Raw genomic sequence first — 26,783 nt, 5'->3', positions numbered from 1 at the left:
CGGCTGATCGGCTTCTTTCGATGCCTCTCATCGTTTGTGGACGGGAATTATAGGGGATTCTCAAAGCAATGTCAAGAGGTTTCTGCGCAAATTTTCAAAATTTGCGAAATTTCTTGGAATGTACCTATTTTTGTCGCTTGTAAGCATTGTACGATACATTTACAATCTCTTGACTCCATCATATCATGGAAGATTCGTGCCGTCAATCGTTGCCACTTTTACAAAACCAGTTTCTTTGGTAATGGTAATCGTAGCGTTATGGCCATCTTTCGTTGTCAGAGTAATTGTGCAATCTGCTGTTAATGGACTGCTAAGCGCACCATACGGCCTTCCTATATGATCAAACGCAATATATTTGTTTGCTGCTGCAGGGTAGCAGCCTGCGGAGAATGTCACTGAATCCACACCATACTTTTTCCATAAAAGAACATCATCATTCGTTTCCGTGCCCTCATTACAGTTATTGGAGTATAGTTGTTTTCTTGTCAACGGATCAATCGCAGCTTCCCCAACACTATTAACATTTCCCCCACCGTTACGGTCTGCATAAACATCATAACAGTCACCATTGTGTGCAGCAGAATGTGTAAAGGCAATTTGCCACAATGTAGTATTCCAATCTACACCAGCAGGTGCATCGTTTATCCGGTCTTCAACTAAAGCATGGTGTTGCGCCAAACGGATGTGTCGAGCAATCTGATAAGCAGCCTCACCAGCATTGTCACGTTCAAAACGTGGGATAAAGACAGTTGCAAGAATACCAATGACGACTATAACGAATACAAGTTCCAGCATAGTGAATGCAGATTTTTTCATAGAGGACCCTATCCTAATTTGAATGACAGGTCATTATAACATAAGAAAACAGAAGTGGGGATGGCTAAGAGTATAAGAAGATTGAGTGAAGAGAGCCTAGGGCTCTTACCTGGAAAAATTTGTTTTCCAGGCAGTGTTTTTTTAAAGCTCTTCCGCTTTTTCGACGTTGTAAAGGATGTCGTCCATCGGATGGCGGTACATCGGCATACCGAGACGTTTTTCGTCCAGGATGTGACCGATGAAGCCGATGGAGCGGCCGACGATGAAGAATGCATTGAGTGCACCCGCATCGATAAAGCCGTCGATCTCTTCCTCGGAGTAACCGAGGGCACGCCACATATCGACCATAAGGATACCGATCGTACCGTCGACGTTCAGGATCAGGTTATCCTTTTTGGATGTCGTCAGTTTCTCGACTTCAAGGGCGAAGTCAAGCAGCGGTGTCGCCGGGAAGTTCTCTGCTGCAAACTTCTTCAGACCGGAAACGCGCAGGTCCGGGTTACGGACGGATTTGATACGGTGACCGATACCGGAGATAGGCTTCCCTTCTTTTTTCATATAAGAGATGAATTCCGCCGGGCTCATACCGTTGTCGTTCGCATACTTGAAGTAGCGTGCCGCGTCATCGATCGCACCGCCGAAGCGCGGTCCGATGGTCAGAAGACCCGTGACGAGAGCAGAGATAACGTCTTTACCCGCACGTGCAGTCACTTTCGCGTTGTGTGCACCGGAAACCGCCGGACCGTGGTCCGCAACGGTTTTCATGACAGTTTCGATGTAGTCCGTAGCCCATTTCGGGTAACGTTTCTTGAACCACAGCAGGGAGACGACGTCACCGATACCGAAACCGGTGTCCGGTGTCGCAACGGAGCTGATCGGATAACCGGCATAGGTCGCTTCTTCACCGCGGTCGTCGGAGATCGTACAGATGAACTGTTTTGCACGGCGGACTTTCGGTACTTCGCGCAGTGCCGGCTCTTCGATCTCGCCGATAACACCTTCGGCTTTGAGCTTGTTGTACACCTCGTTGATCTTCGCCGGAAGATCGTTGAAGGATTCCGGTACATAGATACCGGCTTCCGCCATCGCTTTGTTCTTCGCCGCCGCTGTTTCAGCATCGGCATTGGCAGAGGCACCCGCGTGTCCGAACTGGACACCGGAGCTGAAGTGCTTGGCAATCGTACCGATACACCATGCGATGATCGGTTTCGTGATCTTGCCGGACTTCACCGCCTCGATCACTTTGTACTCTTCCGTACCGCCGACTTCACCGAGCAGGATCATGTATTTGACCTGCGGGTTGTTCTGCATACGCAGGAGGTTGTCGATGAAGACAGAACCGACGAAACGGTCACCACCGATCGCAACACCCTCGGCAATACCGTCGGCATTGATAGAGATGATGTTGGAGAGCTCGTTGAACAGACCGCCGGAACGTGTGACAAGGCCGCATGAACCTGCACGGTGCAGTTTAGAGTTGATGATGTTCTCGATCGTACCACCGACGTTCGCGATCTTGAATGCGCCCGGTGCGATACCGCCGACCGTTGCAGGCCCGATCACCGTAACACCGGCATCGCGTGCCGCCTGGTTCATACCGCGTGCAAGACGCTCAGGGATACCTTCTGCGGTGACCATGATCGTTTTGAACTGACCGTTCAGACCGATCGCTTCCATCGTAACGTCATACGCCGTACGGAAAGAGGCGAAGTTCAGTAGAACGTCTGCGTTCGGATGTGCTGCCGCCGCATCCGTTGTAGAGCGGTACAGCGGAACCATGATCTCATCCGGTCCGTAGAAGAATTTCTCAAACTTGTTTCCGGACGTCGGCGCGACGATCGCAGCGACGGAAGGCGTTTCGCGGTTGATGACATAGTCATAGTCCAGCATGCGCTGGATCGCGCTTTTGTTGTTGTTCCAGAAAATTGCTTGTGTGTCTTTTGTAAACAGTGCACCCATTCTTCTCTCCTTACTTCTCAAGTGCCATACGCACGATATCAGTTACGTGTGTTTCCGGCCCGTAGACTTCGATGGACAGGCCGAGACGGTCCGCCGCTTCTTTAATGTCTTTGAGACCTTTCTCATAGTTCGGTCCGCCGCGGCGTACATAAATACGCGTGTTGTGTTCTTTCATCTTCTCTGCGTACTCTTCGAAGGACTGGATAATACCCGTGAAGGTCTTCGCAACGTCCGTAAAGTTCGCGATCGCACCACCGATAATGAGGATCTTGTCACGGCCCTGCGCATCTTTATGACGCGTCATCAGGTCAAGCAGTGTATCCGCGTAGAACTTCGTCTCGCCCGTTGTCGGACCACCGGAGTACTCCCCGTAGTTCGCGAGGTCTTTAACGTCACCGGAGAGGTCTGCGATCGTATCGGCGTAAACAACGGAGGCACCACCACCGGCAACCATTGTCCAGATACGGCCCATCGGGTTGAGAATAGTCAGTTTCAGGGAGGCGCCGGATTTTGCGTCCGCTTCCGCGATCGCTTTCTCTTCCGGAGACTGGTCTTCCATACCGAAGGCCGTCGGGAACTCGATCTCGCCCCAGGCATCCGCCATCATGAAGCCCGCCGTGTCATCGAGGCGTGCAACGAGGTCGAGGATCGCCATATCGTTGTCCTTGAGCATGACGATCGGGTTGATTTCAAGGTAGGCGAAGTTCAGGTCACGGTAGAACTTGAAGAACGCAATCGCAAAGGAGGTGAAAGACTCTTTGTTTTCTGCCGGAATGTCCGCCGGAACGTTGGCACGGACCGCGTGTTCCATGTCTGCATCGCTCATCGTGATCGGGATATGGACTTCATTGACCTTTTCGTCCCAGCCCTCTTCAACTTCCATACCGCCCTCTGCGGACATGTACAGAACGTCGTCTTCACCAACGGTTGTAGCAGAGATGTAGTACTCCTGCTCCTGGGTGTGCGGAGTGAACGGCTCAACGACAAAGTGCGTCAGACGTCCGTGCTGACCGGAGAGCAGTGTGACATCATGGGACATCTTCTCGTCGATCCATGCAGCAGCGTCATCCAGTGTGACGTCACCGGGCTTGTTCGTCTTGAAGAGAACGAGATCGTTTTTACCGCGCTTACCGAACAGCATATCCGGTTTCGCTACGAGCGGCTCCTGCTTCAACCACTCGAAACCGTGTTCCTCGGCTTTCGCTTTCAGTTCCGCACCGCTGGTAACCAGAACCGATTTGAATCCATAGTGAAAACCGCTGAAATATTTTTCCCAGTGGCGGGCAAAGATGGCTTTACCGTCGTATTCACGAATCGCTCTTTGAGCCATTTCAACTCCTTGAAAATCTTTTGGCTGGATTATATCACGGATGATCTCCCAGCCCGGCTTGAGACTTTCTCAGCGGGTCGTGGAATTAATTTTTGGGTAATTTAGTAACACTAAAAACAGCCACTGGAACATTATAGTAACGAATTGTTACACTTTGGGGGTCAGAGTGGCGCTCGGAACGAACAACCGTCCCCTCGCACTCCTCCACGCCGTAGAAACGAAGACGCAGCTGCATGGACCGGTTCCTCGGCAGCGTCGCACAGGCGATATCCCGTGCTTTAAGCGCATCCGCCAACTCCTTGGCAATGTGCGTGCGGTAGGCGAAATAGCGGGAAGGGTCATCGATAAAGAGATACGCCGCCTTGTTAAAGAAGACCGCACCCGCATTCAGGACCAGCAGCCCCATCGCCAATGTAAAGAGCAGACGGTAACGTTTGCGGAAGGGCCGCAGCCGCACCCGGTAGGAGTGGTAAAAGGTCTGCATCCCCAGCGGCAGGGCCGCCATCAGGAAGGGTGCAAACTGTTCGATCTCGATCCGCTGCCTGAAAGAGAGCAGCAGCGAAAGGACCAGGGCCGTCGCGGCGACGGCACAGAGCAGCTCCGCCTGCCCCGTCACGTAGCGCCGGTAGAGCACGTAGACCAGATAGACAAAAACAACCGGGGTGAAGACCGCGGCATAGAGCCCCATCATATCAAGGAACTGGTTCTGCGGGACCCCGCCCGTATTGAACCCCCAGGCCGAGACCGTGACTACGGTGAGAAGCAGATAGGCACCGAGGTAGCGGTGGCGCTGTACCCTGTAAGCCTGCACAGCCAGCCCGATAAACAGCAGCGCGAACGCCACATCGATCAGTGCCAGCAACGGCAGCAGCAGGTCCGCCCGCCTGCCGAAGCGTTGTTCCAGGAAAAGGTACAGAAAAAGCCCCAGCGTCACCAGGGCGGCTTCATCCACCAGGAGCGACGAGCTGATCACCCCCGGCAGCAGCAGGAAAACCGCCACGAGCCAGACACGCTCCCGGGCATGCCTGCCGTAGGGCTTCGCCACCTTGTAGAGCAGCAGCGCACTCGCCAGGTTCATGACGATCATCGGCAGGCGAAGCGCCACATCGTTCTGTCCGAACAATGCGATCGAACCCTGGATGATCCGCGTCATGACGGAGGGTTCGTAGTCATACAGGAGTCTCGCTCCATGGTAGGTCAGTGAGAGGGATGAGGCTTCAAACAGGAGGATGGCGGCATCGATCCCGAGCAGGAGAAAGAGCGCCAGACGGGGGGTCATAGTTTGAGGAAGTTATCCAGTATTTCGTGCCCGAACTCGCTCATGATCGATTCGGGGTGGAACTGTACGCCGTAGATGGGCCTGTCTTTGATCTGCAGGGCCATGATCTCCCGGTCATCCTGACTATAGGCCGTCGGTTCGATGGCCTCCGGGAGCCCCGCCTTCTCGACGATCAATGAGTGGTAACGGGTTGCCGTGAAGTACTCCGGCAGATGCTTAAAGATCGCACAGCCCGGTTTGCACTCCATCACCGACGTCTTGCCGTGCATCATTTTCCCGGCCCGCACGACGTTGCCGCCGAAGACCTGGGCGATGCTCTGATGCCCCAGGCAGATGCCGAGAATAGGCAGTTCATCCTTGAACCGGTCGATGACGGCCAGGCTTACCCCCGCTTCGTCCGGCGTCGCCGGCCCCGGGGAGATGATGATCTTCTCCGGCTGCAGCGCCGCGATCTCCTCGACGCTCATCTCGTCGTTTCGGATCACCTTCAGGTCCGCCCCCAACTCCAGGCAGTATTGCACGATGTTGTACGTAAAACTGTCGTAATTGTCGATCATCAAGACCATGGCGGCACCTCTGCTGCGGAAAGTATAATGAAGGCCATTATATCCAACGAACGCAAAAAGTTACGGGGCGGGCACCGCAAGTGCGGCGACCGCCTGCTGCGCCACATCGATGATACCGTCCGCGCCGGGGACGAACGGAACCAGACTCGTACCGATCCCGCCCCAGATGATCAGGACCGCCATCACGGCAATGAGCATGCTGCTCAGATTGACCCGCAGTTTCTGCACCTCCCCTTCACCGGGGTAGAAGTACATCATGGCGATGAGCCGGAAATAGTAATAGACCGAGATGAACGCCGTCAGGATCCCGAGCCCCGCCAGCAGCAGTTGCCCCGACTCTATGGCCCCGCTGAAGATATAGAACTTGCCCAGGAAGCCGATGGTCGACGGAAAGCCCGAAAGCGACAGCATGAACACCGCCATGGTCAGTGCGAGGTAGGGATGGCCGTCGGCGAACCCTTTGAAATCCTCGTAGGTCATCTGCCGGCGGCTTTGGGAGGCGATGTAGCTCAGAACGCCGAACGCACCCACGGCGCTGAAGAAATACGCGATCAGGTAGAACATGATCGCTGGCGCCGCGACCTGCGATCCCATGCCGGCCGACGTAAGAGCGATCAGCAGGTAGCCGCTGTGCACGATGCTCGAGCCCGCCAGCATCCGTTTGACGGTCCGCTGCGAAATCGCCAGCCACGACCCTCCGATCAGGGTCAGCACCGTCACCGCCTGCAGCACCGGAATCCAGACCATTTGCACTGTTGCAAAATCGACCAGATAGAGGCGCAGCGCAATGGCAAACACGGCGATCTTGAACGTCGAGGCCATGAACATCGTCACCGGGTAGGGAGCACCGTGGTAGACATCGACGACCCAGGAGTGAAACGGCACCGCCCCGATCTTAAAGAGAATAGTCACCATGATAAACGTCCCGCCGACGACCACCATCGTCTGTTCCCGCGTATCGGCATGCTGCATGTATGCGGCAATGGCCGTCAGGTCCGTCGCGCCGACCGCCCCGTAGATCAGTGCCGTCCCCAGCATGAAGAAGACGCCGGTCATCGATCCCAGGATCAGGTACTTCATCATCGCCTCGGAGCTGATCAGGTTGTTCTTGTGGTACCCGACCAGGGCATAGATGCTCAGCGACGCGATCTCCAGCGCAATGAAGGCGCTGACCAGCTCGTTTGCATGGGCCAGCATCATCATCCCGAAGACGCTGAAGAGAATCAGGGCGAAGTACTCGCCGTTGTAGTAGCGGCGGCTGCGGAAGTAATCGGTGTTGATCAGCAGCGTCAACATCGCTCCCGCCGTGAACATCAGGTCGAAAAGCCGCGCGAAATCATCGACGATAAACGCGGGCCCGAAGGTCCCCTGCCACAGCAGCCGGGGGGCACCGCCGCCGTACTGCAGCAGTTCCAGCAGGAACGACACCAGCAAAAAGCCCACGGCGACCAGATTGAACCGCCCCAACCCGAGAGCCTTGGTCCGGCTCAGCAGCATCATCACGAAGGCACCGACGAAGAGGACGGCCAGCGGCAGGGCCTGCAGCAGCATCTGGATCAACGGGCACCTCCCAGCGCAGCCAGCATATCAGTCAGCTGGGGCTCGAAGATCGGCGTAAAGAGCGACGGGGCAATCCCGGTGACGAGCAGCAGCAGCGCCAGGGGGATCAGCATCGCCAGCTCCCGGGCGTCAAGGTCCCGGCACCCGCTGCTGCATGCCCCCGCCGAACCGAAGACCGTCCGCTGCAGCATCCAGAAGACGTAGAGCATGGCGGCCAACATCGTCGTCGCTGCGAACATGCCGATCAACGGATCCGCTTTGAAAGCGCCGACGATGATCAGCAGCTCCCCCACGAATCCGCCGGTGCCCGGAAGCCCCGCGATAGAGAGGGCGAAGAAGACGAAAAAGAGGGCGAATTTCGGCGCCTGCTGCGCCAGACCGCCCAGCGCATCGATACTGATGGAGCCTACGCGCTTATACAGCAGGCCGATCATAATGAAGATCCCCGCCGACGAAAGAGCATGGGTCGCAATGAAATAGAGGCTGCCGCCCCAACCGTACAGGTTGGTGACGAAGACCCCCAGCGCAATGAGCGAGAGGTGCGACCCCGAAGCATACGCGAACATCCTGCGCAGATCGTTCTCCGTGACCGCCCGCACCGCGAAGTAGAGCATGCCGATGATCGCCAGCGCCATGATAAAGGGGGCATAGAGTTTCAGCGTCGGCTCAAACAGGCCATACCCGAAACGCCAGATGCCGTAGGCACCGAGCTTGGCCATAATGGCCGAAAGGATCACGACCGCCGGTGTCGGCGACGAACCGTAGGCCGGAGCCATCCAGGTGTGAAAGCCCACCAGCGGGATTTTGATGGCGAATGCCAGCAGGAACCCGGCGGCCAGCCAAACGGACGTCAGCGAAGCGAACCGGAGTGTCGAAAGATTCTCAAGGGCGAAACTCCACCCGCCGGTGGCGGCAAAATAACTGTACCCGAGGTAGAGGATCGCCAGCAGCATGCTCATCGACCCCATCATCGTCATCAGCACGATCTTCATCGCATTGCGTTGGCGATCGCCACTGCCGTAGCGTCCGATCATGATGAACACCGGCAGCAGCATCGTCTCCCAGAAGAGGTAAAAAAGGATCAGATCCAGCGAGAGGACCGCTCCGGTCACCCCGGTCTGCAGCAGCATCATGTTGTACCAGTACCCTTTACGCTTTTCGTGCCACATGTAGAGGTACAGCAGCGGTATCAATATCGCAATGAGCAGCAGCAGGACCAGGGAGAGCGCATCCACCCCGACAAAGTAGGCGATGCCGTAGTTGGCGATCCAGGGGAGATGCCGCACGTACTGTAACCCACCGTCCGGATCGAACCCCGCCGCCACGGCCAGCACAAGGACGAGCACCCCGAAGGAGGAGAACAGCGCGCCCAGCCGCAGCCAGGCATACGGCGCGCGCAGCACCCCCAGCAGCAGCGCCGTCACAAACGGCAGAAAAATGATGTCGGTCAGCACCTTCTCCATCACCGTACCTCCAGAATGCCCAGCATCGCGTACGACATCACGGCGACCCCCGCCAGGATGTAGAGGGCGTAGTAGCGCACTTTGCCGTTTTGCAGGGCGGCAAACCTGCGGCCGGCGAAGCGGTACCCCCGGACATTCAGGCCGATGAAACCGTCGACGACACGGCGGTCGACGACGGCATCCGCGAAGCGGCTCAGCGACAGCAGCGGCCGTACGAAGAGCCGGGCGTAGAGTTCATCGATATAAAACTTGCCCAGTACGGCCCGGCGCCAGAGGGTATCGGGCCGCGGCGCTTCCGCCCCCGCGGCGAAGCGGCGGTAGGCCAGGGCCATGCCCCCTGCCCCCATGATGACGTTCAATGCCCCCAGCAGATACTCCGTCCGGTGCGACAGCGCATGCATGCTGTCCGGAAGTGCGGCGAAACGGGCGAACAGGTCACTGCCGCCGTACGCTTCGTTCGCGCCCAGGAAGCCCGCGCCCGCACTCCCGAGCGCCAGGAGGGCCAGCGGCCAAGTCATCGTGCGCGGCAGCGGCACCAGGGCCTCATGACTGCCGGGGGCATGAAAAACGATAAAGAGCATTCTGAACATATAATACGCCGTCAGAAAGGCGGTGAAAACGCCGATACCCCAGAGCGTATAGTGGCCCGATGCAAAGGCCGATGCGAGGATCGCATCTTTGCTGAAGAAACCGGCAAACGGGGGAATGCCGCTGATGGCCAGTGTCGCGATCAGCATCACGGCGTAGACGTATTTCATCTTTGCCTTCAGCCCGCCCATTTTGAAGATGTCCTGCTCGTGGTGCAGCGCGATGATCACCGCCCCGGCACCCATAAAGAGCAGTGCTTTGAAAAACGCATGGGTAAAGACATGGAACAGCCCGCTGCTGTAGGCCCCCAGGCCCACGGCGATGAACATATAGCCCAGCTGCGACATCGTCGAGTAGGCAAGGATCTTCTTGATGTCACGCTGGTAGGAGGCGATCAGCGCCGCTAAAAGCGCCGACGCCGCCCCGATGACCGCGATCCCCTCCCCGATTTCGGGAATGCCGCTGTAGAGGAAGGCGAAACGCGCCACCATGTAGACCCCCGCCGTCACCATCGTCGCCGCGTGGATCAGCGCCGAAACGGGCGTCGGCCCCGCCATGGCGTCGGGCAGCCAGACGTAAAGCGGGATCTGCGCCGATTTGCCCATCGCCCCGACGAAGAGCAGCGCACCGATCAGCAGGGCCGTGCCCGGCGCCAGCATCCCGATATGCGCGCGGATCGCCTCGAAGGTGAACCCCTGCCCCTCCAGGGAGACGAAGAGCAGCACGAGCCCCATGATAAAGCCGAAATCCCCGACGCGGTTGAGGATGAACGCCTTGTTCCCGGCCGTGACATTGGCGCTGTCGCGGTGGTAGAAACCGATCAGCAGGTACGACGAGAGCCCCACCAGTTCCCAGCCGACGAACATCATGATCGGGTTGTCGGCGAGCACCAGCAGCAGCATACTGCCCATAAAGAGGTTGAAAAAGGCGAAGAACTTCCCGTAACCGGGATCGCCGCGCATATAGCCCGCCGCGTAGAGATGGATCAGCGTCCCGATCACCGTAATGAAAGCGATCATCACCCCGCCGAGCCGGTCGGCGGCAAAGGCGACGGGAATACGGAATTCCCCCAGGGCGATCCATTCAAAGAGCGTCGAGTGCAGTGCGGCGTCGGCAGGCATGGCAGCGAGCTCACTTCCCGCAAAGAGCGCCAGCACGGCGGAGAGGGCCGGTGCGGCGATGCCGACAGCCGCATAGAGACGCTCCCGCGCCTGCGTCGGCGCGGCCAGGTAGAGCAGCCCCAGTACGGCGGCGGAAACGAAGGGAACCAGTACGATCAGGCTAAGCATCACGCCCCTCCTCTTCGCGCTGCGCCAGTGCGGCGAAGGCATCGCTGTCGAGGGTTTTCCGCCCCCGGTGCAACTGGATGATGATAGCCAGGAAGAGCGCCGCCTCGGCGGCGATCACCGCGATCATCAGCAGCACCATCGCCGCGCCGTCCCCGCTGCCCAGCACCCGTCCGAAGGTGGCAAGCATCAGGCTGACCGAAGTGAGCATCAGCTCTGCCGACATATAGACGACGAAGAGGTTGCGGCGGCTGACGATGCCGACCAGCCCCAGGCAGAAGAGCAGCGTGGCGAGGGCGAAAAAAGGTTCGGGGCTCACGGCTGCTCCTTCCGGGCGATCACGATCGCGCCCAGCATGGCCGCCAGCAGCAGGACCGAAACGATCTCGAAGGGGAGCACCCACTGCTGAAACAGCGACGCCCCCACGGCATGCAGGGTGCCGAACCCCTCCGCGCTTTCGGCGAACCCGCGGTGCAGGTGCACCAGGGCGCGGTAGAGCAGGAGGCCGAACGGCAGGGTCAGCACGGCACTGAAAAGGATCCAGCGCAGTTTATAGGGCTCATGGGGGAGGTTCTCATCCTTGGCGTTGACCGAGACGATGACCATCAGGCTCAACACCACGACCGCGCCGACGGCGACCATGATCTGGGCGAGAAAGAGGAAACCGTTCTCCAGCAGCGCGAACAGCCCCGCCATCGCCAGCATCGCACAGAGAAAGCCGAACGCACCGTAGAGCGTCTGCCGCAGGTACACCATCGCGGCAGCCCCACTCAGCATAATCAGCGCCAACACGGCAAAAAGGCTATTTTCCAGCACGGCTGTCCTCCTCCCCGAACGCGCCCCGGTGCGACAACAGCCGCTCCTTCTCCAGGACGAAATCCTCCCGGTTCCGGCCCGTGAGCGAAAAGATGCCCGTATCCATCCGGATCGCGTCGCAGGGGCACGCTTCGACGCAGTAGCCGCAGAAGACGCACTCGAGGGTGTCGATGGCGAAGCGCTGCGGCATCTTCTCGTCGATCCCGTCGCTGCGCTCCGTCGCCTCGATGAAGATGCAGTTCGCCGGACAGGCGGTCGCGCACATGAAACAGGCGACGCAGGCGACACTCCCGTCGGGGCGGTGGGTGAGACGGTGCAGTCCCCGGTAGCGCTCCGTGATGTCGCCGGGCTGCTCCTCGGGGTACTCCAGGGCCTCGACCGCCGTGATGTCATTGACGTTCTCGAAGAAGTGGCGGAAGGTGATCTTGATCCCTTCATAGATCGCCGGCAGGTAAAGACGGTCCTTCCTCTCCCGGCCGTGGCGCGGGACGACTTTAACGTTGCGGGGCATCAGGCACCTCCTGTCACGACCAGTGCCGTAACGAATAGATTGAGCAGGGCAAGCGGCAGCAGATAGTACCACCCCAGGTACTGCACCTGGTCAAAGCGGAACCGCGGCAGCGTCCAGCGCACCAGGATGAAAAAGAGGTTGAACGCCATCAGTTTCGTCACGAAGACCGCGATCTGCAGCAAAGCGACCGCCGTCGCGACCGCCGCCGCCCCTTCGGGGAGCAGTGTAACCCAGAACAGCGCGCCTTCAATGAGCAGCGTCATAATGATGAGCGCCGCGGTCAGCACCTTCGTCTCGAACCCGCGGCCGCCGTCGGTGGCGACCGTCGTGCGCACCCGGTTGTTTTTGCGCATCCAGCGGATCACCCCGAAAACGAGCAGCGGCAGCACGGCCATATACCCCCAGGCGTAGCAGTCAAAATGCGTCAGCATCGATGCCGTATCCACCCACGGCAGCTGGTAACCGCCGAAAAGCATGGTGATGATCACGGCGCTGGCGGTGTTCATCGCGACGTACTCGCCCATGAAGTACATCGCGAACTTCATCGCCGTATACTCGGTAAAAAAGCCCGCGACGATCTCGCTCTCCCCCTCGGCGACGCTGAAGGGCGCGCGGTTCGTCTCGGCAAAAAGTGTGATGATCAGAATCACGGCCGCCAGCGGCTGTACCAGAATACCCCAGGCGGGCAGGAACCCCAGCACCGTGCCGCTCTGCCACTGCACCATCGCGTTGAAGTCGATCGTATTGTAGGTGAGGATCAGCGCCACGACCGAGAGGCCGAGGGGCAATTCGTAACTCACCATCATCGACCCGGCGCGTACCGACCCCAGCAGCGCATACTTGTTGTGGCTCAGCCAGCCCCCGAAGAAGATCCCGACGACGCCGACAGCCCCGACCCCCAGGTACCAAAGCACCCCGAAGTCGACCGGCAGCGGCTGGACGCGCAGCGCTTCCCCGCCGATATGCAGAGTGTCTGCAAAGGGGATCACCATAAAGGCCAGCAGGGCCGCGGCAAAGGTAATGACGGGGGAGAGCATCAACAGCCAGCGCCCCGTTTTGATATGCGCCGGGTAGTACTCCTCTTTGAGCACCAGCTTGATCACGTCGGCAAAGGATTGTACGACCCCGCCCAGGCGGAACCCGGCAATATTCGTGCGGTTGGGCCCCAGGCGGTCCTGGATGAGCCCCGCGACGCGCCGCTCCAGCCAGACCAGCACCGGGATCATCAGCAGTGCCAGCAGCGCCCCGAGGACGAACGATCCCAGTGTAACGATGATCGCGGCCGGACTCATAACGGCGCCCCTTCAAGACGCTCCAGCCACTCAATGACCGAAGGGACCGGACTGTTCCGGTGCACCGCCTGCGCGCAGAACTGTTCGACACCCTTTTCGTTGACCAAGGTCCCCGCACACTCCGTAAAGACCGCGAGCGGCAGGATCAGGTCGGCGTCCCGGCCAGTGTGGGTCTGCAGTTCGATCCGCATCTGCGCCGCGACCTTGTCGCCGTCGAGGTGGTTGAAGTTGATCAACAGTCCCGCACTGACCGCATCAGGCAATGTTTGTTCAATGCCCAGTTTCTCCGCGCCGCCGAGGTTGGACGCGCGGCAGGTAGAGCGAAGCCAGTCGTCGCCGAAAGCGAAGTCATCGTAGCAGCCCGCCGGGCAATAGAGCTTGGCACCGTGGCGCTCGGCGAAGACCTTCACCGCCTCCATCTCCTCGCTGTAGCGGTCCGCGTCGACAAGGATCGTGACGGCGCCTTTGTAGGTTTCGAGCGCGTCGCGGAACCGTGCCAGCGCCTCTTCTTCACCGGCTTCCGCCCCGTCCATCATGATGGCCAGGCGGCGGTTCTCCTGCAGTGCCTCGTAACTGAGGCGCCCCTCGTCGCAGATAAACCAGCCGTTCACTTCCCGGTTGACGCGGGGGCGGAAGCGGTAGATGCGGTCGTCCTTGTACTTCTCGCGGTTATGGTCCACCCAGATATTACACCCCGCCGCGCAGCCGTGGCAGACCGACGGCGTCGAGGTGAGGAACCAGACCCGCTGGTGAAAACGGAAATCCTTGCTGGTCAACGCCCCCACCGGGCAGAGATCGATCACGTTCATCGCGTAGGGGTTCTCAAGGCTTCTGCCCGGCATCGTGCTGACCCGGGCATGGTCGCCCCGGCCAATGATGCCCAGCTCGTGGGTCTTCGTGATCTCGGAAGTGAACCGGGTACAGCGGGCGCAAAGCACGCAGCGCTCCTGGTCGAGCATGACGTTGGCGCCGAGGTCGACGTGCTTGCGGTGCGTCACCTTCTCGTTCTTTTCGATCTTCGCGTCGTGCAGGCCGTAGTCCATATAGAAATCCTGCAGCTTGCACTCGCCGGCCTGGTCGCAGATGGGGCAGTCGACCGGGTGATTGAGCAGTTCGAGTTCCAGGATATTGCGCCGGACGGCATCGATATTTTCCCCTTTGGTACGCACCGACATCCCTGCGCGTACCGGGGTGTCGCAGGCGATCTGCGGCCGCTTCTGCCCCTCGATTTCCACCATGCACATCCGGCAGTTGCCATCGGGCCCCAGCGCTTCGTGGTAGCAAAAATAGGGGATCTCGATGCCGTTTTTCAGCAGCACCTCGATCAGAAGCGCATCCGCTTCCGCCGTGACCGTCCGGCCGTCTACGGTGATCTCGACCCTGCTCATCCCGCCGTCCTTGCTTCGAATTCGCTCCTGAACTTCGTCAGGAAGCCGGTGATGACATCCGCCACCGCCGGGGCGAAGACGCAGATCGTCTTGCCGTTCATCGTCTCCGCCAGCTCCAGCAGGGTGTCAAGATCCTTTGCACTGCCGCGGCCCTCCAGGACCCGCTGCAGCAAAGCATCACTCCACCCCGTCCCTTCGCGGCAGGGGGTACACTGTCCGCAGGATTCGTGGCGGTAGAACTCCAGCAGGTTCTTGAGCGCCGCGACCATGTCGGTCGTCTCATCCATGACGATCATGCCCCCGGTCCCCAGCGACGAACGCATGGCGCGGAGGGTCTCGTAATCCAGCGTCGTCTGCGCCGCCTCCTCGGCGGTCAACACCTTCGTCGACGCCCCGCCGGGGATGACGGCTTTGAGCTTTCTGCCGCCGCGGACCCCGCCGCCGAAGTGCTCGATATACTCCAACATCGGCGTGCCAAACTCCGCCTCGTAGACCCCGGGGCGCTCGACGTGGCCGCTCATCGCAAAGAGGAGCGTGCCCGGACTCTGCTCGGTCCCGAACGCGCGGTACGCCTCCGGCCCCTCGTAGACGATAAACGGTACAGTGGCAATGGTCTCGACGTTATTGACGAGGGTCGGGTTACTGAAGTACCACTCCGGCTCTTTCTGCTTGGGCTTGAGACGCGGATGGCCCCGCTTCCCCTCCAGCGATTCGAGCATCGCCGACTTTTCGCCGCAGATATAGGCCCCCGCGCCGCGGTGGATCGTGATATCGAGGGGATAATCGAAGCCGTCCACCGTCGCGCCCAGGTAGCCCGCCGCGTAGGCCTCGTCGACAGCGCGCTGCAGGATCTTCTGAAAGGGGGCGTATTCGCCCCGAATGTAGATGTAGCCGTGGTGCGCGCCGATGGCGAAACAGGTGAGGATGATCCCCTCGATGAGGAGGTGCGGATCTTTGGAGATGATCTGGCGGTCTTTGAAGGTGCCCGGCTCACTCTCGTCGCAGTTGACGGCGAGGTAGGAGGGACGGGGATCCTCCCTCGGCATCAGCTTCCACTTCGAGCCCGCCGGAGCGCCCCCGCCGCCCTTGCCCCGCAGCCCGCTCGCATCGACCCGCGCGACGATGGCCTCCGGCCCCATTGCAAAGGCCTCTTTGAGGCGCATATAAGCCCCGTCGGCCAAGGCGCTTTCCAGGGTATGGCTGTTCGGGGTGCCGAAACGGCGGCTGACGATGCGTACGTCTTTCATGCGAGCCCCTCCAGTATCCGCTCGAGTTTCTCAACGGTGAGGTTTTCATGGTTCGTCTCGTTGACCTGCAGCATCGGGCCGCTGCCGCAGGCGCCGAGGCACTCGACCTCGGAGAGGGTAAAGCGGCCGTCCCCGGTCGTTTCGCCGACCCCGATGCCGAGCTTCGCTTTAAGCGCCTCCAGGATCTCCGCCTGCCCGCAGAGCTTGCACGACAGGGTCTTGCAGACCTGGATATGATAGGTCCCGACGGGCTCGAGGTGGAACATCGTATAGAAGGTGGCAACCCGGTAGACCTCCATCGGCGCCGTCTCCGCCAGGGCCGCGACCGCCTCGAAGACGCCCGGTTTCAGCCACCCCTCCTGCTCCTGCGCCAGCCAGAGCAGCGGCAGTACCAGCGCCTGGGGCTGCGGGTAGCGTTCGCGCAGCGCAGCGATTTTTTCAAGGGTCTGATCATGGAAGGCGAAACTCATCGATCCATCTCCCCGGCGATAATATTGAGACTTCCAAGCGTCAGGATGGCGTCGGCGACCTGGTACCCTTCAATGAGCTTCGGGTAGGCGGCCATATGCACAAAACTGGGCGGCCGCACCTTCACCTTGTAGGGCGTTCCGCTGCCGTCGCTGACGATGTAGAAGCCCAGCTCCCCGTTGGCCGCTTCGTAGGCGCCGTAATACTCCCCCGCGGGGACCTTGACCCCTTCGTAGATCAGCTTGAACTGGTTCATCACCCCTTCGATCGTCCCGTAGACCGCCGGTTTCGGCGGCAGGACGATGCGGTGGTTGGGGATGCTGACCGGCCCGCCCGGCATCCGCTTCATCGCCTGGCGGATGATGCGCATGCTCTGGAGCATCTCTTCGAAGCGCACCATCAGACGGTCGTAGGTATCGCCGACGGAGCCGACGACGACATCGAAATCGAAGCTCTCGTAGAAGTCGTAGGGTTTCGCGGCGCGCAGGTCATAAGCGACGCCGCTGGCACGCAGATTGGGACCCGTAAAGCCGAAATCGACCGCCTGTGCCGCGCTGACCGGGGAGACATCCTGAAGCCGGTCCTGGTAGATGCGGTTGCGTTCGGTCATGGTCAGCGTCTCCGAGATCCCCTTATCGATCTTCTTCAATACCGCTTCAAGCTCCGCCTCCCAGCCCTCATGCAGATCGTGCGTCATCCCGCCGACGCGCATGTAGCTGTTGGTGAGGCGCGCCCCGGTCAGGCGGCTGAGGAAGTCGTAGGCGTCGTTGCGCGGGTTGAAGAGGTACCAGTAGTTCGTCTGCGCTCCCATGTCGAGCAGCCCGGCCGCCAGGCAGACGAGGTGGTCGATGACCCGGGAGAGCTCGGCGATGATCACGCGGATAAAGACCCCGCGCTCAGGCAGCGTCACCCCCAGCATCCCCTCGACCGTGCGGGCGAAGGCGATGTTGTTCATAATCGCCGAACAGTAGTTGAGACGGTCGGTATAGGGAATGATCTGGTTGTAGGTGTGGTTCTCGCAGCTCTTCTCGAACCCCCGATGCAGGTAGCCGATCTCGCTGGCCCCGGCGACGATCTTCTCACCGTCGAGGGCGGCGAGGGTCCGAATGGTGCCGTGGCTGGCCGGGTGCGAAGGGCCCAGGTTGAGGATCATCAGTCCGTCGCGTTCCGCCTCCAGCCCCCGTGAAGCGAGCAGCGGGGCCATCTCGTCCATCATATCCTGGGTCTGGGTGCAGTACTGCCCCTTCGTGATCTCGTAATCCTTGCGCAGCGGGTGGCCGACGAACTCGAGATGGTTGAGAATACGCTTGAGGTTGGGATGCCCCTCGAAACGGACCCCGTACTGATCAAATACCTCCCGCTCGGCCCAGTCCGCGCTGGCGTAGAGTGCAACAATGCTGCGGACCGTTTCCTGCGGCGCCGGCACTTTCAGCGCCAGGGTCCGGACGAAGTCGCGGTGGCGGAAAAGGTAGACCAGATCGAACCGCGCCCCGCCCGCGCGCGGACGGTAGAGGTTGTCCACGGCGGTGATGTCGAGCAGGAAACTAAACCCGAGTTCCTGTTTTAACGCCTCGGCAACCCCGTACAGCGATGCCGCATCGCACTGCAACAGCGACGTATCGCCCATGGGGGAGAGAAAATGCAGATCGGCGAACCGCCCGAGCAGCGGCTGCAGGTATGCGGTGTCAGGCATCGTCGAGCTTCCCTTTGAAGTCGGCGTTGCGCGGGGAAAGCGTCGGCTCCTGCCACAACCGCTGCTGGATCTGCATCACCGCTTCGAGAATCCCCTCCGGGCGCGGCGGGCACCCCGCCAGGTAGACGTCGACGGGCACGATCTCGTCGATCCCCTGCAGGGTCGTATAGTTGTCATAGAAGCCGCCGCTGCAGGCACAGGCCCCGACGGCGATCACCCAGCGCGGTTCGGGCATCTGGTCGTAGATCTGCTTGAGAATGGGGGCCTGCTTGTAACTCACGGTGCCGGCAACGACCAGCAGGTCCGCGTGGCGGGGAGAGAAGCGCAGCACCTCCGCGCCGAAGCGGGAGATATCGTAGCGGCTGGCCGCCGTCGCCATAAATTCGATGGCGCAGCAGGCCGTCCCGAAGACGAAGGGCCACAGCGACGACTGCCGCCCCCAGTTGATGACGGCGTCGACCCTCGTTGTGATCACGGCGTCGCCGAGAAGGTTTTCGCTCAAATCCATCGCAGTATCCCCGCCCGGTAGACATAGATCAGGCCCCCGGCCAGCAGCCCGATGAAAACGAACATCTCCGCGACGCCGAAAAAGCCGAGATCACGGAGGTTGACCGCCCAGGGGAACATGAAGAGCACCTCGACATCGAAGATCAGGAAGATGATGCCGACCAGGAAAAACTTGACATTGAAGACGTCCGAGGGGTCCTCGACGGTTTTACGCACGCCCCCTTCGTAGGGTTCGTTTTTGCGCGGGGAGTCGCTGACGGCACCGAGGTGGCGCGTCAGGTGAAACAGCAGCGGCAGTACGATCACCAGCAGCGTGACCAACCCTGTAGCCAATAATAACGTTCCGGACATCCTGACCTACTTTTCGCAACGTTGACAACCCGCCATTCGCGGGCCGCCTGCGTGTCATTGCGCCAATGATAACATTAGTTGATTATGAATCTGTTACGGCAGTGGACAATTATCGTACAGCGTCATGCCCACGGCTTAATCTCGTTATAAAGGCTGTCTCGTTCGACGGGAGTGAACCCGCTCTCTTTGATCAGATGCACAAACTCTTTCAGGTCGACGCCGTTGGCGCTTTTGGCACCGGCGGCGGAGTTGATGGACTCTTTTTCGATCGTACCGTCGAGGTCATTGGCGCCGAACTCCTGGGCCACCAGGGCCAGGTTCACCGTCGAGGTCACCCAGTAGGCTTTGAGGTTGGGGACGTTGTCGAGCACGATGCGGCTGATCGCCATCGTCTTGAGGATCTCGTTGGCGGTGATGAACTCCTTGACGTTGAGGAAGTTGTTCTCGGACTGGTATACGAGCGGGATGAAGCAGTTGAAGCCGCCGGTTTCGTCCTGCAGATCGCGGATGCGCATCATATGGTCGATGCGGTGCTGGCGCTCCTCGACATGTCCGAAGAGCATCGTCACGTTGCTCTTTTTGCCCCGCTGGTGCCACTTGCGGTGGATCTCCAGCCACTGTTCGGAGGTCACTTTGCCCTTGCAGATATAGTCGCGGACCCCCTCGTCGAAGATCTCCGCCCCGCCGCCGGGCATCGAATCAACCCCGTTTTCGACCATCAGGTCAAGGATCTCGTCGTAGCTCTTGCCGTACTCCTCGGCGAGGAAATGCACCTCTGCCGCCGTCAGCGCCTTGACGTGCAGCTGGGGGTATTTTTCCTTGATCTTGCGGAAAACGTCCAGGTACCACTGCAGTCCCGTGTCGGGGTTGTGGGCCGAGACGATATGCACCTCTTTGATATCGCGCGAAACGATGTCGTCGACGATGCCAAGGATCTCTTCGTGGCTCATCGTATAGGGGTTCGGGTTTTTCCGGCTGGCACTGTAGGCGCAGAATTTGCAGACGTCTTTGCAGACGTTGGTCGGGTTGATATGACGGTTGATATTGAAATAGGTCTTGTCACCGTGCAACTCGCGCCGCACCGCGTCCGCACGTTCACCCAGGGCGAAAAGGTCTTCGTCGTACAGCGCCAGCGCCTCTTCAAAACCGATCCGGCGGTTTGCAATTTTCGTCATGCTTTCTCTCTGCTTTTCTTTTCGCGCATTATAGCCAGATGAGCGCCTCCAAAGGCTAAAATCACTATAATAATAAGAATTCATCAGAGGAAAAGCCCCCTTGAAAACACTAGTAGAAGATATCGAGACCCTTATCGAGACGAACGCCAGCGATTTCGAGATTTCGAAACGGTTCAAACAGGCGATCAGCGTCTACCTCGATTCTCTACCCGACCTCTTCGCGAAAACCCAGGGGAAAGACTTCCTTGTCCGCCATACCAAGGCCCTCGACCAGTTCATCACCCAGATGTACAAGACCGTTCTGCGGCGGATGTTCGGCAACTACCTGCCGATGCGCAACGCCATCCCCATCTCCCTGCTGGCCCTGGGGAGCTACGGGCGCGAACAGCTCTCCGTCTACAGCGACATCGACCTGATGATCGTCTACGTCCCCCTGGAGGGGTACAATACCGAAGCCGTCATCGAGAAGTTCCTCTACCTGGCCTGGGATGCCGGACTGAAACTCGGCCACCGGGTCCACAAGGTCTCCGAACTCTTTGACGCCGCCGACGAGGACATCACCATCCGTACCGCCATGATGGAGGCCCGCTTCATCGTCGGCTCGAACTTCACCTGGCACTCCACCCAGCGGGAGCTCGGGCGTATCCGCCGCTATGAACCGCGCCGCTTCATCGAGGCCAAGCTCGCCGAAGCCGAAACACGCCAGGCGAAGTACCCCGTCTCCATGCAGCCCAACATCAAAGAAGGCGTCGGCGGGATGCGGGATTCGCAGCTGCTCTACTGGGTCGCCAAAACCCGCTATGACGTCACCAACCTCAAAGAGCTCGACGGCACCATCTTCAGCGAAGACTCCTACCGCGCCTACCGGATCGCGCTGGAGCTGATCTTCCGGGTGCGCAGCGCCCTGCACCTCGCTTCGGGCAAGCAGAACGACCAGCTCAACCTGGAGTACCTGCCCAAAGTCCGGAAAATGCTGGGCTTCACCGACGACATGAAGCTCGCGACCCAGGTGATGGAAGCGATGTGGCGGATCCACAACTTCAGCAGCATCTTCGTGACCAAAATGATCCGGCCGATGTTTTACGACCCCGCACGGCTTCCTGCACTGCGGAACCAATGGGTGCATCGTGGGATCTTTGTCTCAGAAGACAAAGTTTTTGCCTCGTTCCACCTCAAGGCACAGCCGATCGAGTCCCTGCTGAACATCCTGATCAACCTCGATGACCGCCCCTACTGTTTCGATGACAGCTTTGTCAGCCAGTTCACCTATACGACGGTGCCGCACCCCCGAAGCGACACCGTCAAAAAGCTGCTCCGCAAGCTTTTCGAACGTGAACACACTTACGGTTTCCTCCGCCTCTTTTATGACGCCGGCGTCCTCGCGGAGCTGATCCCCGCCCTGAAAAAAGCGCTGTTTTTGCCGCAGTTCGACGGCTACCACCACTACCCTGTCGGCCTGCACTCCATCCAGTGCGTCAAAGCATTCGAATCCATCGACGACCCCGACGTCAAAGCCCTTTATGATACGATCAGCCTTGAAGACAGGACCATGCTCAAGATTATCGTTCTCCTGCACGACGCGGGCAAGGGACGCAAGCTCGACCACAGCGAAGTCGGTGTCAAGCTGATCCGGCCGGTCATGCAGAAGATGGGCTTCAGCGCCGAAATGACCGACGATGCCACCCTGCTCGTGCGCCATCACATCCTGATGAGTATCATCGCACAGCGGCACAATATCCACAGCGAAAAAACGCTGTACAAATTCATGTCGATCATCAAAACGCCGCGGCTGCTGACCCTGCTCTATATCCTCACCTACGCGGATATGAGCGGCGTCGGCCCCGGGACCTACAACGCCTTCAACGCCAAACTGCTCAACGAGCTCTACCACGCCTCCCTGGAGGTCGCCCAGGAGAAAGAGCGGATCACCGACGCCGCACGCCGCCTCAAGGTCGAACAGCGCATCCAGCGGCTCGACACCTTCAAAGCCCTCCCCCGCCTGCTGCAGAAGAAGATACTTTCGGTCGAATCCAATATCTTCTTCTCCCTGCACAGCCCGGAGGAGATCCTGCAGATCGCACAGCGCGCCCGCGAGGTCAAAGCCTACCAGTATGCCCTGGACTTCAGTACGGGGCTGAGCATCGAGATCCTCCGGAAGATCCCCCTGAACCTCACCTACCTGCTGGGACGGCTCGGTTATCTCGATGTCGTCTCGATGGAGGTCTTCACCCTCTTTGACGACGTCAAGTACTTCAAACTCGACTTCCTGCAGACCCCGACCCCAGACATGTACGAAAGCATCCGGGAGGTCGTCGAGGAGGCCTTTGACATGGAAAAGAGCGTCTCCCTCGAAGCCCCCGTCATCAAGCCCGACGAGATCGCCATCGATTGCGAACACTCCAAGAGCCTCGCCGAACTCGCCGTCCATACAGCGAACCAGCGCGGGCTTCTTGCCTTCATCATCCAGTGCCTCGATGCCCTGGATATGCAGATCGTCACGGCAAAAATCCATACGACGAAGCGCCGCGCCCGCGACCATTTCTTAATCGAGAAAACACCGCAGATGTGCAATAATGCGGACCGATTAATCCCCCTGCTCTGTAAAGGAAATGCATAATGTGCGGCATCGTCGGCTACCTCGGAAAACACGATACGAAAGGGATACTGCTCGACGGGCTCAAAGAGCTCGAATACCGCGGTTACGACTCCGCAGGGATCGCCGTCTTGCAGGCAGAGGAGTTCTCCTATTTCAAAGCGGTCGGCAAACTCGCCAACCTCGAGGCCAAAACGGCCGACTTCAGCACCAGCGGGTTTGCCGCCGGGATAGGCCATACCCGCTGGGCGACCCACGGCAAGCCGACGGAGATCAACGCCCACCCGCACCTGGGCCAAGCCTCCTACGTCGTCCATAACGGCATCATCGAGAACTACCAGGAGCTCAAAAACGCGCTGATCGCCGAGGGGGTCCAGTTCCTGAGCCAGACCGACACGGAAGTGATCGTCCACCTCTTCGAATCCCTGATGAAAAGCGGCCTGGAACCCTTCGATGCGTTCCGCGAAACCGTCAAACGTCTCAAGGGGGCCTACGCGATCCTGCTCGTCACCAAACAGATGCCCGAAACCATCTTCTTCGCCAAGCACGGCTCCCCGATGATCGTCGGCGTGAACGACAGCGATGAGAAGTTCTTCGGTTCCTCCGATGCGGCACTCATCGGCAAATGCAACCGTGTCATCTACCTCGAGGATGGACAGCTGGGGTTCGTATCGCGGACAGGGGTCCATCTCGAAGATGCCAATGCCGCTGCGGTCGTGCCCCAATTCGCCCCGCTGCCGGAGTCAAAACTCTCCGCGCAAAAAGAGGGGTTCCGTTTCTTCATGGAAAAAGAGATCTACGAACAGAGTGAGGTACTCTCCGACACCCTCATCGGGCGCCTCGCGGACGAAGCGATCCTCTTCGAGGAGCTCGATGCCTCCCTGCTCGAAGGGATCAACGAGATCAAGCTCTGCGCCTGCGGCACGAGCTACCATGCCGCCCTGGCATCCAGCTACCTTTTCGAACGCCTCGGCAAGATCCGCACTTCCGTCGAGATCGCCAGCGAACTGCGCTACAAGGAGCCCCTGCTCTGCTCCGACACCCTCTTCGTCGTCATCAGCCAGAGCGGCGAGACCGCCGATACCCTGGAGACCCTCAAGATGGCCAAGGCCGCAGGACTGAAAACTCTTGTCGTCTGCAACGTCGACAACTCCTCCATGGTCCGAGAGGCGGATGCCGCCATTCTGACCCGTGCCGGGATCGAGAAGGGTGTCGCTTCCACCAAAGCCTTCGCGACACAGATGGCGGTGCTGTGGATGTTCTCCCTCTACGTTGCCCAGACCAAAGGGACGATTGGCACCGAGGCGATGCGCGAACAGATCACACTCCTGCGCGAGGTCCCGGCCGTCGTCCGGGTCAACGACGACCTGCACGAACGGATCCGCCGTCTCTCCAAACGCTACCTGCACGGCCACGGCTTCTTCTTTATCGGCCGTGACATCTTCTTCCCCCTTGCCCTCGAGGGTGCCCTCAAGCTCAAAGAGATCAGTTATCTTCATGCCGAAGGGTATCCCAGCGGCGAAATGAAACACGGTCCCATCGCCCTGGCCGACCCGGAACTCTTCACTATCGCCCTGATGCCGAAAAACCTGCTCTATGACAAAACGAAGAGCAACGTCGAGGAGCTCAGTGCCCGCGATGCCACCATCTGCGCCATCAGCGATGCCCCCTTCGACAAAGCGGATGATTTCATCCCCATTGCCGCACATGCGCACTATATGCCGGAGTTCTTCGAGATGATGGTCGTCCTGCAGCTGCTCTCCATGGAGATCGCCATCCGCCTGGGCAACGACGTCGATATGCCGAGAAACCTCGCGAAAAGCGTGACCGTTGAATAGTGAAGCGTGAAGCCTGTCAGCGTCCACTTATTTTGTCAAGGTTTTAGAAGATCATTAGCGGGTCGAGCAGATTCGTGATGCATGGCGTGTACCGAAGGCGTCAGCCCTTTGTGCTTTCTTCTTCCCGGTTCGGCTTCTGCTTTGCACAGGCAAAGAAGAAGGGGAACAAAAACAGCATGGAGTGACGGTAAATAAGAGAGATCTGTTTTCGGGCAAACCCGAAAACGAGATTAAAACGCCCGTTTGAATTCCGGGTAGGCTTCAAGCCCGCATTCGGTCACGTCAAGCCCTTCGACCTGCTCATCGTCACCGGCACGGAACGGCAGGAATTTGTTGATGATGTAGATCGCCGCGTACGACACGGTGAAAACAAACACCGCCACGACCGCGATTCCTTTGAGCTGTCCGAGGAGCGTAATCCCCGCTTCGGGCTCGGCGGCGAAGATGCCGACGGCCAGGGTCCCCCAGATACCGTTGACCAGGTGGACCGAAAGGGCACCGACCGGATCATCCAGTTTCAGCCTGTCAAAGAGCGGAACGGCAATGACGACCAGCGCCCCGCCGACGGCACCGATCAAGATCGGCGTATGGGTGTCGTAAAGGTCGGGACCCGCGGTGATGGCTACAAGCCCGCCCAACGCACCGTTAAGGATCATCGTGATATCGAACTTGCGGTAGCGCACGTACATGAAAACGCCCGCGATGAGCGCCCCCGCCAGGCCTGCGGTATTGGTGTTCATGATCGTGAGCGCCACTGTATCCGCGTTCTCTTTACTCGCAATGGAACCGACGGAACCACCGTTGAACCCGAACCAGCCGATCCACAGCAGCAGCGCGCCCAGAACAACCAGAGGAATATTCGACGCCGGGATGACATGGATCTTCCCATCCTTGTAACGCCCTTTACGCGGCCCCATGATCATAATAGCCGCCAGCAATGCCCAGCCGCCGGTCGAATGGATCACGGTCGACCCCGCCAGGTCGTACATCTGCAGATCCAGAACGGTACCGGCCAGCAGGTCCGCTCCCCAGGAGACATTGACAACGAGCGGATAGATCAGTCCGCCCATCAGAACGGTAAAGAGGGCGATCGGAAGGATACGCACCCGTTCACTCACCCCGCCGCTCATGATATTAACCGTCTTCCCGACGAAGGCCATCTGGAACAAGAAGGCGGCATAGATGCTCATCCCGCTGTTCTCCCAGCTGCCGAATGCCAGTTCGTACCCCACCAGCAGGAACATCATCGACGCCACGGCATAGATCATCGTATTGACCGTCAGGACGGATGTGACGTTTTTCGTACGGACGAGCCCCGCCTCGAGCATCGCGAAACCGGGCACCATAAAGATGATCAGCGTCATCGCGAAGAGGGCGAAGAGCGTATCGACAATATAACCGAAATCTTCCATAGCGATACCTAGATCGCTTCGGAGCCGGTTTCACCCGTACGGATACGAATCACCTTTTCAATGCCGCTGACAAAGATCTTGCCGTCGCCGATCTTGCCGGTACGGGCCGCTTCTGTGATCGTGTCAAGCACCTGCTCGAGCTGCTCGTCGCCTACGACCAGCTCCACTTTGATCTTCGGAAGGAAATCAACAACGTACTCCGCGCCGCGGTAGAGCTCGCTGTGCCCTTTTTGGCGCCCGTACCCCTTCACTTCGCTGACTGTCATACCGGTGATCCCGATCTGCGCCAGCGCATCCTTTACCTCTTCAAGACGAAACGGTTTGATAATCGCTTCTACTTTTTTCATGTATTCTCCTCATAAGACTAATGCAATCTTATCAAGAAAACCATGATCTTTTTTTAGACAGATGATTATTAATTAATCATCAAACCCTTGACAATGGTTATAGATGTACAAAATCAAGGCAGGAAAACCTGCCACGCGAAGAGGCTTAAACCGCTTCGGAGCCGGATTCGCCGGTACGGATACGGATAATCTTTTCGACATCGCTGATGAAGATCTTACCGTCACCGATCTTGCCGGTGCGGGCCGCTTCGACGATCGTATCGACGACCTGGTCGACCGATGCCGCTTCGACGACCAT

The 26,783-nt window shown here is 59.1% G+C and carries 24 protein-coding genes; 2 read left to right on the top strand and 22 right to left on the bottom strand.

Features of this window, described 5'->3' with window-relative positions:
• Positions 1-183: 183 nt before the first annotated feature.
• From ACXWTF_RS13345 to mqnE, 19 genes are all read right to left on the bottom strand, one after another.
• Entirely contained in the window at positions 184-816 is a 633-nt protein-coding gene (locus tag ACXWTF_RS13345) for a pilus assembly FimT family protein (RefSeq protein ID WP_461715484.1), read from the bottom strand.
• A gap of 141 nt (positions 817-957) precedes the next feature.
• Positions 958-2,775 carry a citrate/2-methylcitrate synthase gene (locus tag ACXWTF_RS13340; protein WP_461715483.1) on the bottom strand — a complete coding sequence of 606 codons (1,818 nt, stop codon included), beginning with the start codon at positions 2,773-2,775 and terminating at the stop codon, positions 958-960.
• A 10-nt stretch (positions 2,776-2,785) separates the two neighbouring features.
• Positions 2,786-4,105: an ATP citrate lyase citrate-binding domain-containing protein gene (locus ACXWTF_RS13335; protein WP_461715482.1), complete on the bottom strand. Its 1,320-nt coding sequence runs from the start codon at positions 4,103-4,105 to the stop codon at positions 2,786-2,788.
• Between the two features lie 85 nt (positions 4,106-4,190).
• Entirely contained in the window at positions 4,191-5,384 is a 1,194-nt protein-coding gene (locus tag ACXWTF_RS13330) for a hypothetical protein (protein WP_461715481.1), read from the bottom strand.
• Positions 5,381-5,950, bottom strand: coding sequence for an aminodeoxychorismate/anthranilate synthase component II (locus ACXWTF_RS13325; protein ID WP_461715480.1), 570 nt, complete (start codon positions 5,948-5,950; stop codon positions 5,381-5,383). Before ACXWTF_RS13325 ends, ACXWTF_RS13330 begins: the two co-directional genes overlap by 4 nt.
• A gap of 60 nt (positions 5,951-6,010) precedes the next feature.
• A complete protein-coding gene (locus ACXWTF_RS13320) occupies positions 6,011-7,501 on the bottom strand; it encodes an NADH-quinone oxidoreductase subunit N (RefSeq protein ID WP_461715487.1) in 1,491 nt (496 codons plus the stop codon).
• Between the two features lie 5 nt (positions 7,502-7,506).
• The gene (locus tag ACXWTF_RS13315) at positions 7,507-8,973 is read right to left on the bottom strand and encodes a complex I subunit 4 family protein (RefSeq protein ID WP_461715479.1); all 1,467 of its coding nucleotides are present in this window, start codon (positions 8,971-8,973) and stop codon (positions 7,507-7,509) included.
• Entirely contained in the window at positions 8,973-10,850 is a 1,878-nt protein-coding gene (gene nuoL, locus ACXWTF_RS13310; RefSeq protein ID WP_461715478.1) for an NADH-quinone oxidoreductase subunit L, read from the bottom strand. The genes ACXWTF_RS13315 and nuoL overlap by 1 nt, the downstream gene beginning before the upstream one ends.
• Entirely contained in the window at positions 10,843-11,166 is a 324-nt protein-coding gene (nuoK, locus tag ACXWTF_RS13305; RefSeq protein ID WP_461715477.1) for an NADH-quinone oxidoreductase subunit NuoK, read from the bottom strand. Before nuoK ends, nuoL begins: the two co-directional genes overlap by 8 nt.
• Positions 11,163-11,663, bottom strand: coding sequence for an NADH-quinone oxidoreductase subunit J family protein (locus tag ACXWTF_RS13300; protein WP_461715476.1), 501 nt, complete (start codon positions 11,661-11,663; stop codon positions 11,163-11,165). The genes nuoK and ACXWTF_RS13300 overlap by 4 nt, the downstream gene beginning before the upstream one ends.
• Positions 11,650-12,174: a NuoI/complex I 23 kDa subunit family protein gene (locus tag ACXWTF_RS13295; protein ID WP_461715475.1), complete on the bottom strand. Its 525-nt coding sequence runs from the start codon at positions 12,172-12,174 to the stop codon at positions 11,650-11,652. Before ACXWTF_RS13295 ends, ACXWTF_RS13300 begins: the two co-directional genes overlap by 14 nt.
• Complete coding sequence (locus tag ACXWTF_RS13290) at positions 12,174-13,466, bottom strand: complex I subunit 1/NuoH family protein (protein WP_461715474.1); 1,293 nt, start codon at positions 13,464-13,466, stop codon at positions 12,174-12,176. Before ACXWTF_RS13290 ends, ACXWTF_RS13295 begins: the two co-directional genes overlap by 1 nt.
• Positions 13,463-14,854, bottom strand: coding sequence for an NADH-quinone oxidoreductase subunit G (locus ACXWTF_RS13285; protein WP_461715473.1), 1,392 nt, complete (start codon positions 14,852-14,854; stop codon positions 13,463-13,465). The genes ACXWTF_RS13290 and ACXWTF_RS13285 overlap by 4 nt, the downstream gene beginning before the upstream one ends.
• Positions 14,851-16,101, bottom strand: coding sequence for an NADH-quinone oxidoreductase subunit NuoF (gene nuoF, locus ACXWTF_RS13280; protein ID WP_461715472.1), 1,251 nt, complete (start codon positions 16,099-16,101; stop codon positions 14,851-14,853). Before nuoF ends, ACXWTF_RS13285 begins: the two co-directional genes overlap by 4 nt.
• A complete protein-coding gene (nuoE, locus tag ACXWTF_RS13275; protein ID WP_461715471.1) occupies positions 16,098-16,571 on the bottom strand; it encodes an NADH-quinone oxidoreductase subunit NuoE in 474 nt (157 codons plus the stop codon). Before nuoE ends, nuoF begins: the two co-directional genes overlap by 4 nt.
• Positions 16,568-18,181, bottom strand: coding sequence for an NADH dehydrogenase (quinone) subunit D (gene nuoD, locus ACXWTF_RS13270; RefSeq protein WP_461715486.1), 1,614 nt, complete (start codon positions 18,179-18,181; stop codon positions 16,568-16,570). Before nuoD ends, nuoE begins: the two co-directional genes overlap by 4 nt.
• 73 nt (positions 18,182-18,254) lie before the next feature.
• Entirely contained in the window at positions 18,255-18,770 is a 516-nt protein-coding gene (locus tag ACXWTF_RS13265; RefSeq protein WP_461715470.1) for an NADH-quinone oxidoreductase subunit B, read from the bottom strand.
• A complete protein-coding gene (locus ACXWTF_RS13260) occupies positions 18,761-19,102 on the bottom strand; it encodes an NADH-quinone oxidoreductase subunit A (RefSeq protein ID WP_461715469.1) in 342 nt (113 codons plus the stop codon). The genes ACXWTF_RS13265 and ACXWTF_RS13260 overlap by 10 nt, the downstream gene beginning before the upstream one ends.
• Before the next feature lie 140 nt (positions 19,103-19,242).
• Complete coding sequence (gene mqnE, locus ACXWTF_RS13255) at positions 19,243-20,295, bottom strand: aminofutalosine synthase MqnE (protein ID WP_461715468.1); 1,053 nt, start codon at positions 20,293-20,295, stop codon at positions 19,243-19,245.
• Positions 20,296-20,395: 100 nt separating this feature from the next.
• Here mqnE and ACXWTF_RS13250 point away from each other — a divergent pair, with 100 nt between their 5' ends.
• A complete protein-coding gene (locus ACXWTF_RS13250) occupies positions 20,396-22,912 on the top strand; it encodes a [protein-PII] uridylyltransferase family protein (protein ID WP_461715467.1) in 2,517 nt (838 codons plus the stop codon).
• Entirely contained in the window at positions 22,912-24,726 is a 1,815-nt protein-coding gene (glmS, locus tag ACXWTF_RS13245; protein ID WP_461715466.1) for a glutamine--fructose-6-phosphate transaminase (isomerizing), read from the top strand. Before ACXWTF_RS13250 ends, glmS begins: the two co-directional genes overlap by 1 nt.
• A 230-nt stretch (positions 24,727-24,956) precedes the next feature.
• On the opposite strand, the gene ACXWTF_RS13240 is transcribed toward glmS, so the two are convergent.
• From ACXWTF_RS13240 to ACXWTF_RS13230, 3 genes are all read right to left on the bottom strand, one after another.
• Positions 24,957-26,138, bottom strand: a complete 1,182-nt coding sequence (locus tag ACXWTF_RS13240) for an ammonium transporter (RefSeq protein WP_461715465.1) — start codon at positions 26,136-26,138, stop codon at positions 24,957-24,959.
• An 8-nt stretch (positions 26,139-26,146) separates the two neighbouring features.
• Positions 26,147-26,485 carry a P-II family nitrogen regulator gene (locus ACXWTF_RS13235; protein ID WP_461715464.1) on the bottom strand — a complete coding sequence of 113 codons (339 nt, stop codon included), beginning with the start codon at positions 26,483-26,485 and terminating at the stop codon, positions 26,147-26,149.
• A gap of 145 nt (positions 26,486-26,630) precedes the next feature.
• Positions 26,631-26,783, bottom strand: a 153-nt coding sequence (locus ACXWTF_RS13230; RefSeq protein WP_461715485.1) for a P-II family nitrogen regulator, incomplete at its 5' end; no start/stop codon positions are given.

The organism is Thiomicrolovo sp. ZZH C-3 (assembly GCF_054862725.1).
Note: the sequence above shows the minus strand (reverse complement) of the source record. Positions and strands in the feature narration are given on the sequence as shown.

Coding starts and splice junctions, on each gene's coding strand:
- ACXWTF_RS13240 (WP_461715465.1), bottom strand. CDS start 26,138: ATGGAAGATTTCGGTTATATTGTCGATACGCTCTTCGCCCTCTTCGCG.
- nuoF (WP_461715472.1), bottom strand. CDS start 16,101: ATGAAAGACGTACGCATCGTCAGCCGCCGTTTCGGCACCCCGAACAGC.
- ACXWTF_RS13335 (WP_461715482.1), bottom strand. CDS start 4,105: ATGGCTCAAAGAGCGATTCGTGAATACGACGGTAAAGCCATCTTTGCC.
- ACXWTF_RS13290 (WP_461715474.1), bottom strand. CDS start 13,466: ATGAGTCCGGCCGCGATCATCGTTACACTGGGATCGTTCGTCCTCGGG.
- ACXWTF_RS13345 (WP_461715484.1), bottom strand. CDS start 816: ATGAAAAAATCTGCATTCACTATGCTGGAACTTGTATTCGTTATAGTC.
- ACXWTF_RS13235 (WP_461715464.1), bottom strand. CDS start 26,485: ATGAAAAAAGTAGAAGCGATTATCAAACCGTTTCGTCTTGAAGAGGTA.
- ACXWTF_RS13315 (WP_461715479.1), bottom strand. CDS start 8,973: ATGGAGAAGGTGCTGACCGACATCATTTTTCTGCCGTTTGTGACGGCG.
- glmS (WP_461715466.1), top strand. CDS start 22,912: ATGTGCGGCATCGTCGGCTACCTCGGAAAACACGATACGAAAGGGATA.
- ACXWTF_RS13295 (WP_461715475.1), bottom strand. CDS start 12,174: ATGCCCCGCAACGTTAAAGTCGTCCCGCGCCACGGCCGGGAGAGGAAG.
- nuoL (WP_461715478.1), bottom strand. CDS start 10,850: ATGCTTAGCCTGATCGTACTGGTTCCCTTCGTTTCCGCCGCCGTACTG.
- ACXWTF_RS13265 (WP_461715470.1), bottom strand. CDS start 18,770: ATGGATTTGAGCGAAAACCTTCTCGGCGACGCCGTGATCACAACGAGG.
- mqnE (WP_461715468.1), bottom strand. CDS start 20,295: ATGACGAAAATTGCAAACCGCCGGATCGGTTTTGAAGAGGCGCTGGCG.
- ACXWTF_RS13325 (WP_461715480.1), bottom strand. CDS start 5,950: ATGGTCTTGATGATCGACAATTACGACAGTTTTACGTACAACATCGTG.
- ACXWTF_RS13330 (WP_461715481.1), bottom strand. CDS start 5,384: ATGACCCCCCGTCTGGCGCTCTTTCTCCTGCTCGGGATCGATGCCGCC.
- ACXWTF_RS13320 (WP_461715487.1), bottom strand. CDS start 7,501: ATGCTGCTGCAGGCCCTGCCGCTGGCCGTCCTCTTCGTCGGTGCCTTC.
- ACXWTF_RS13340 (WP_461715483.1), bottom strand. CDS start 2,775: ATGGGTGCACTGTTTACAAAAGACACACAAGCAATTTTCTGGAACAAC.
- ACXWTF_RS13285 (WP_461715473.1), bottom strand. CDS start 14,854: ATGAGCAGGGTCGAGATCACCGTAGACGGCCGGACGGTCACGGCGGAA.
- nuoE (WP_461715471.1), bottom strand. CDS start 16,571: ATGAGTTTCGCCTTCCATGATCAGACCCTTGAAAAAATCGCTGCGCTG.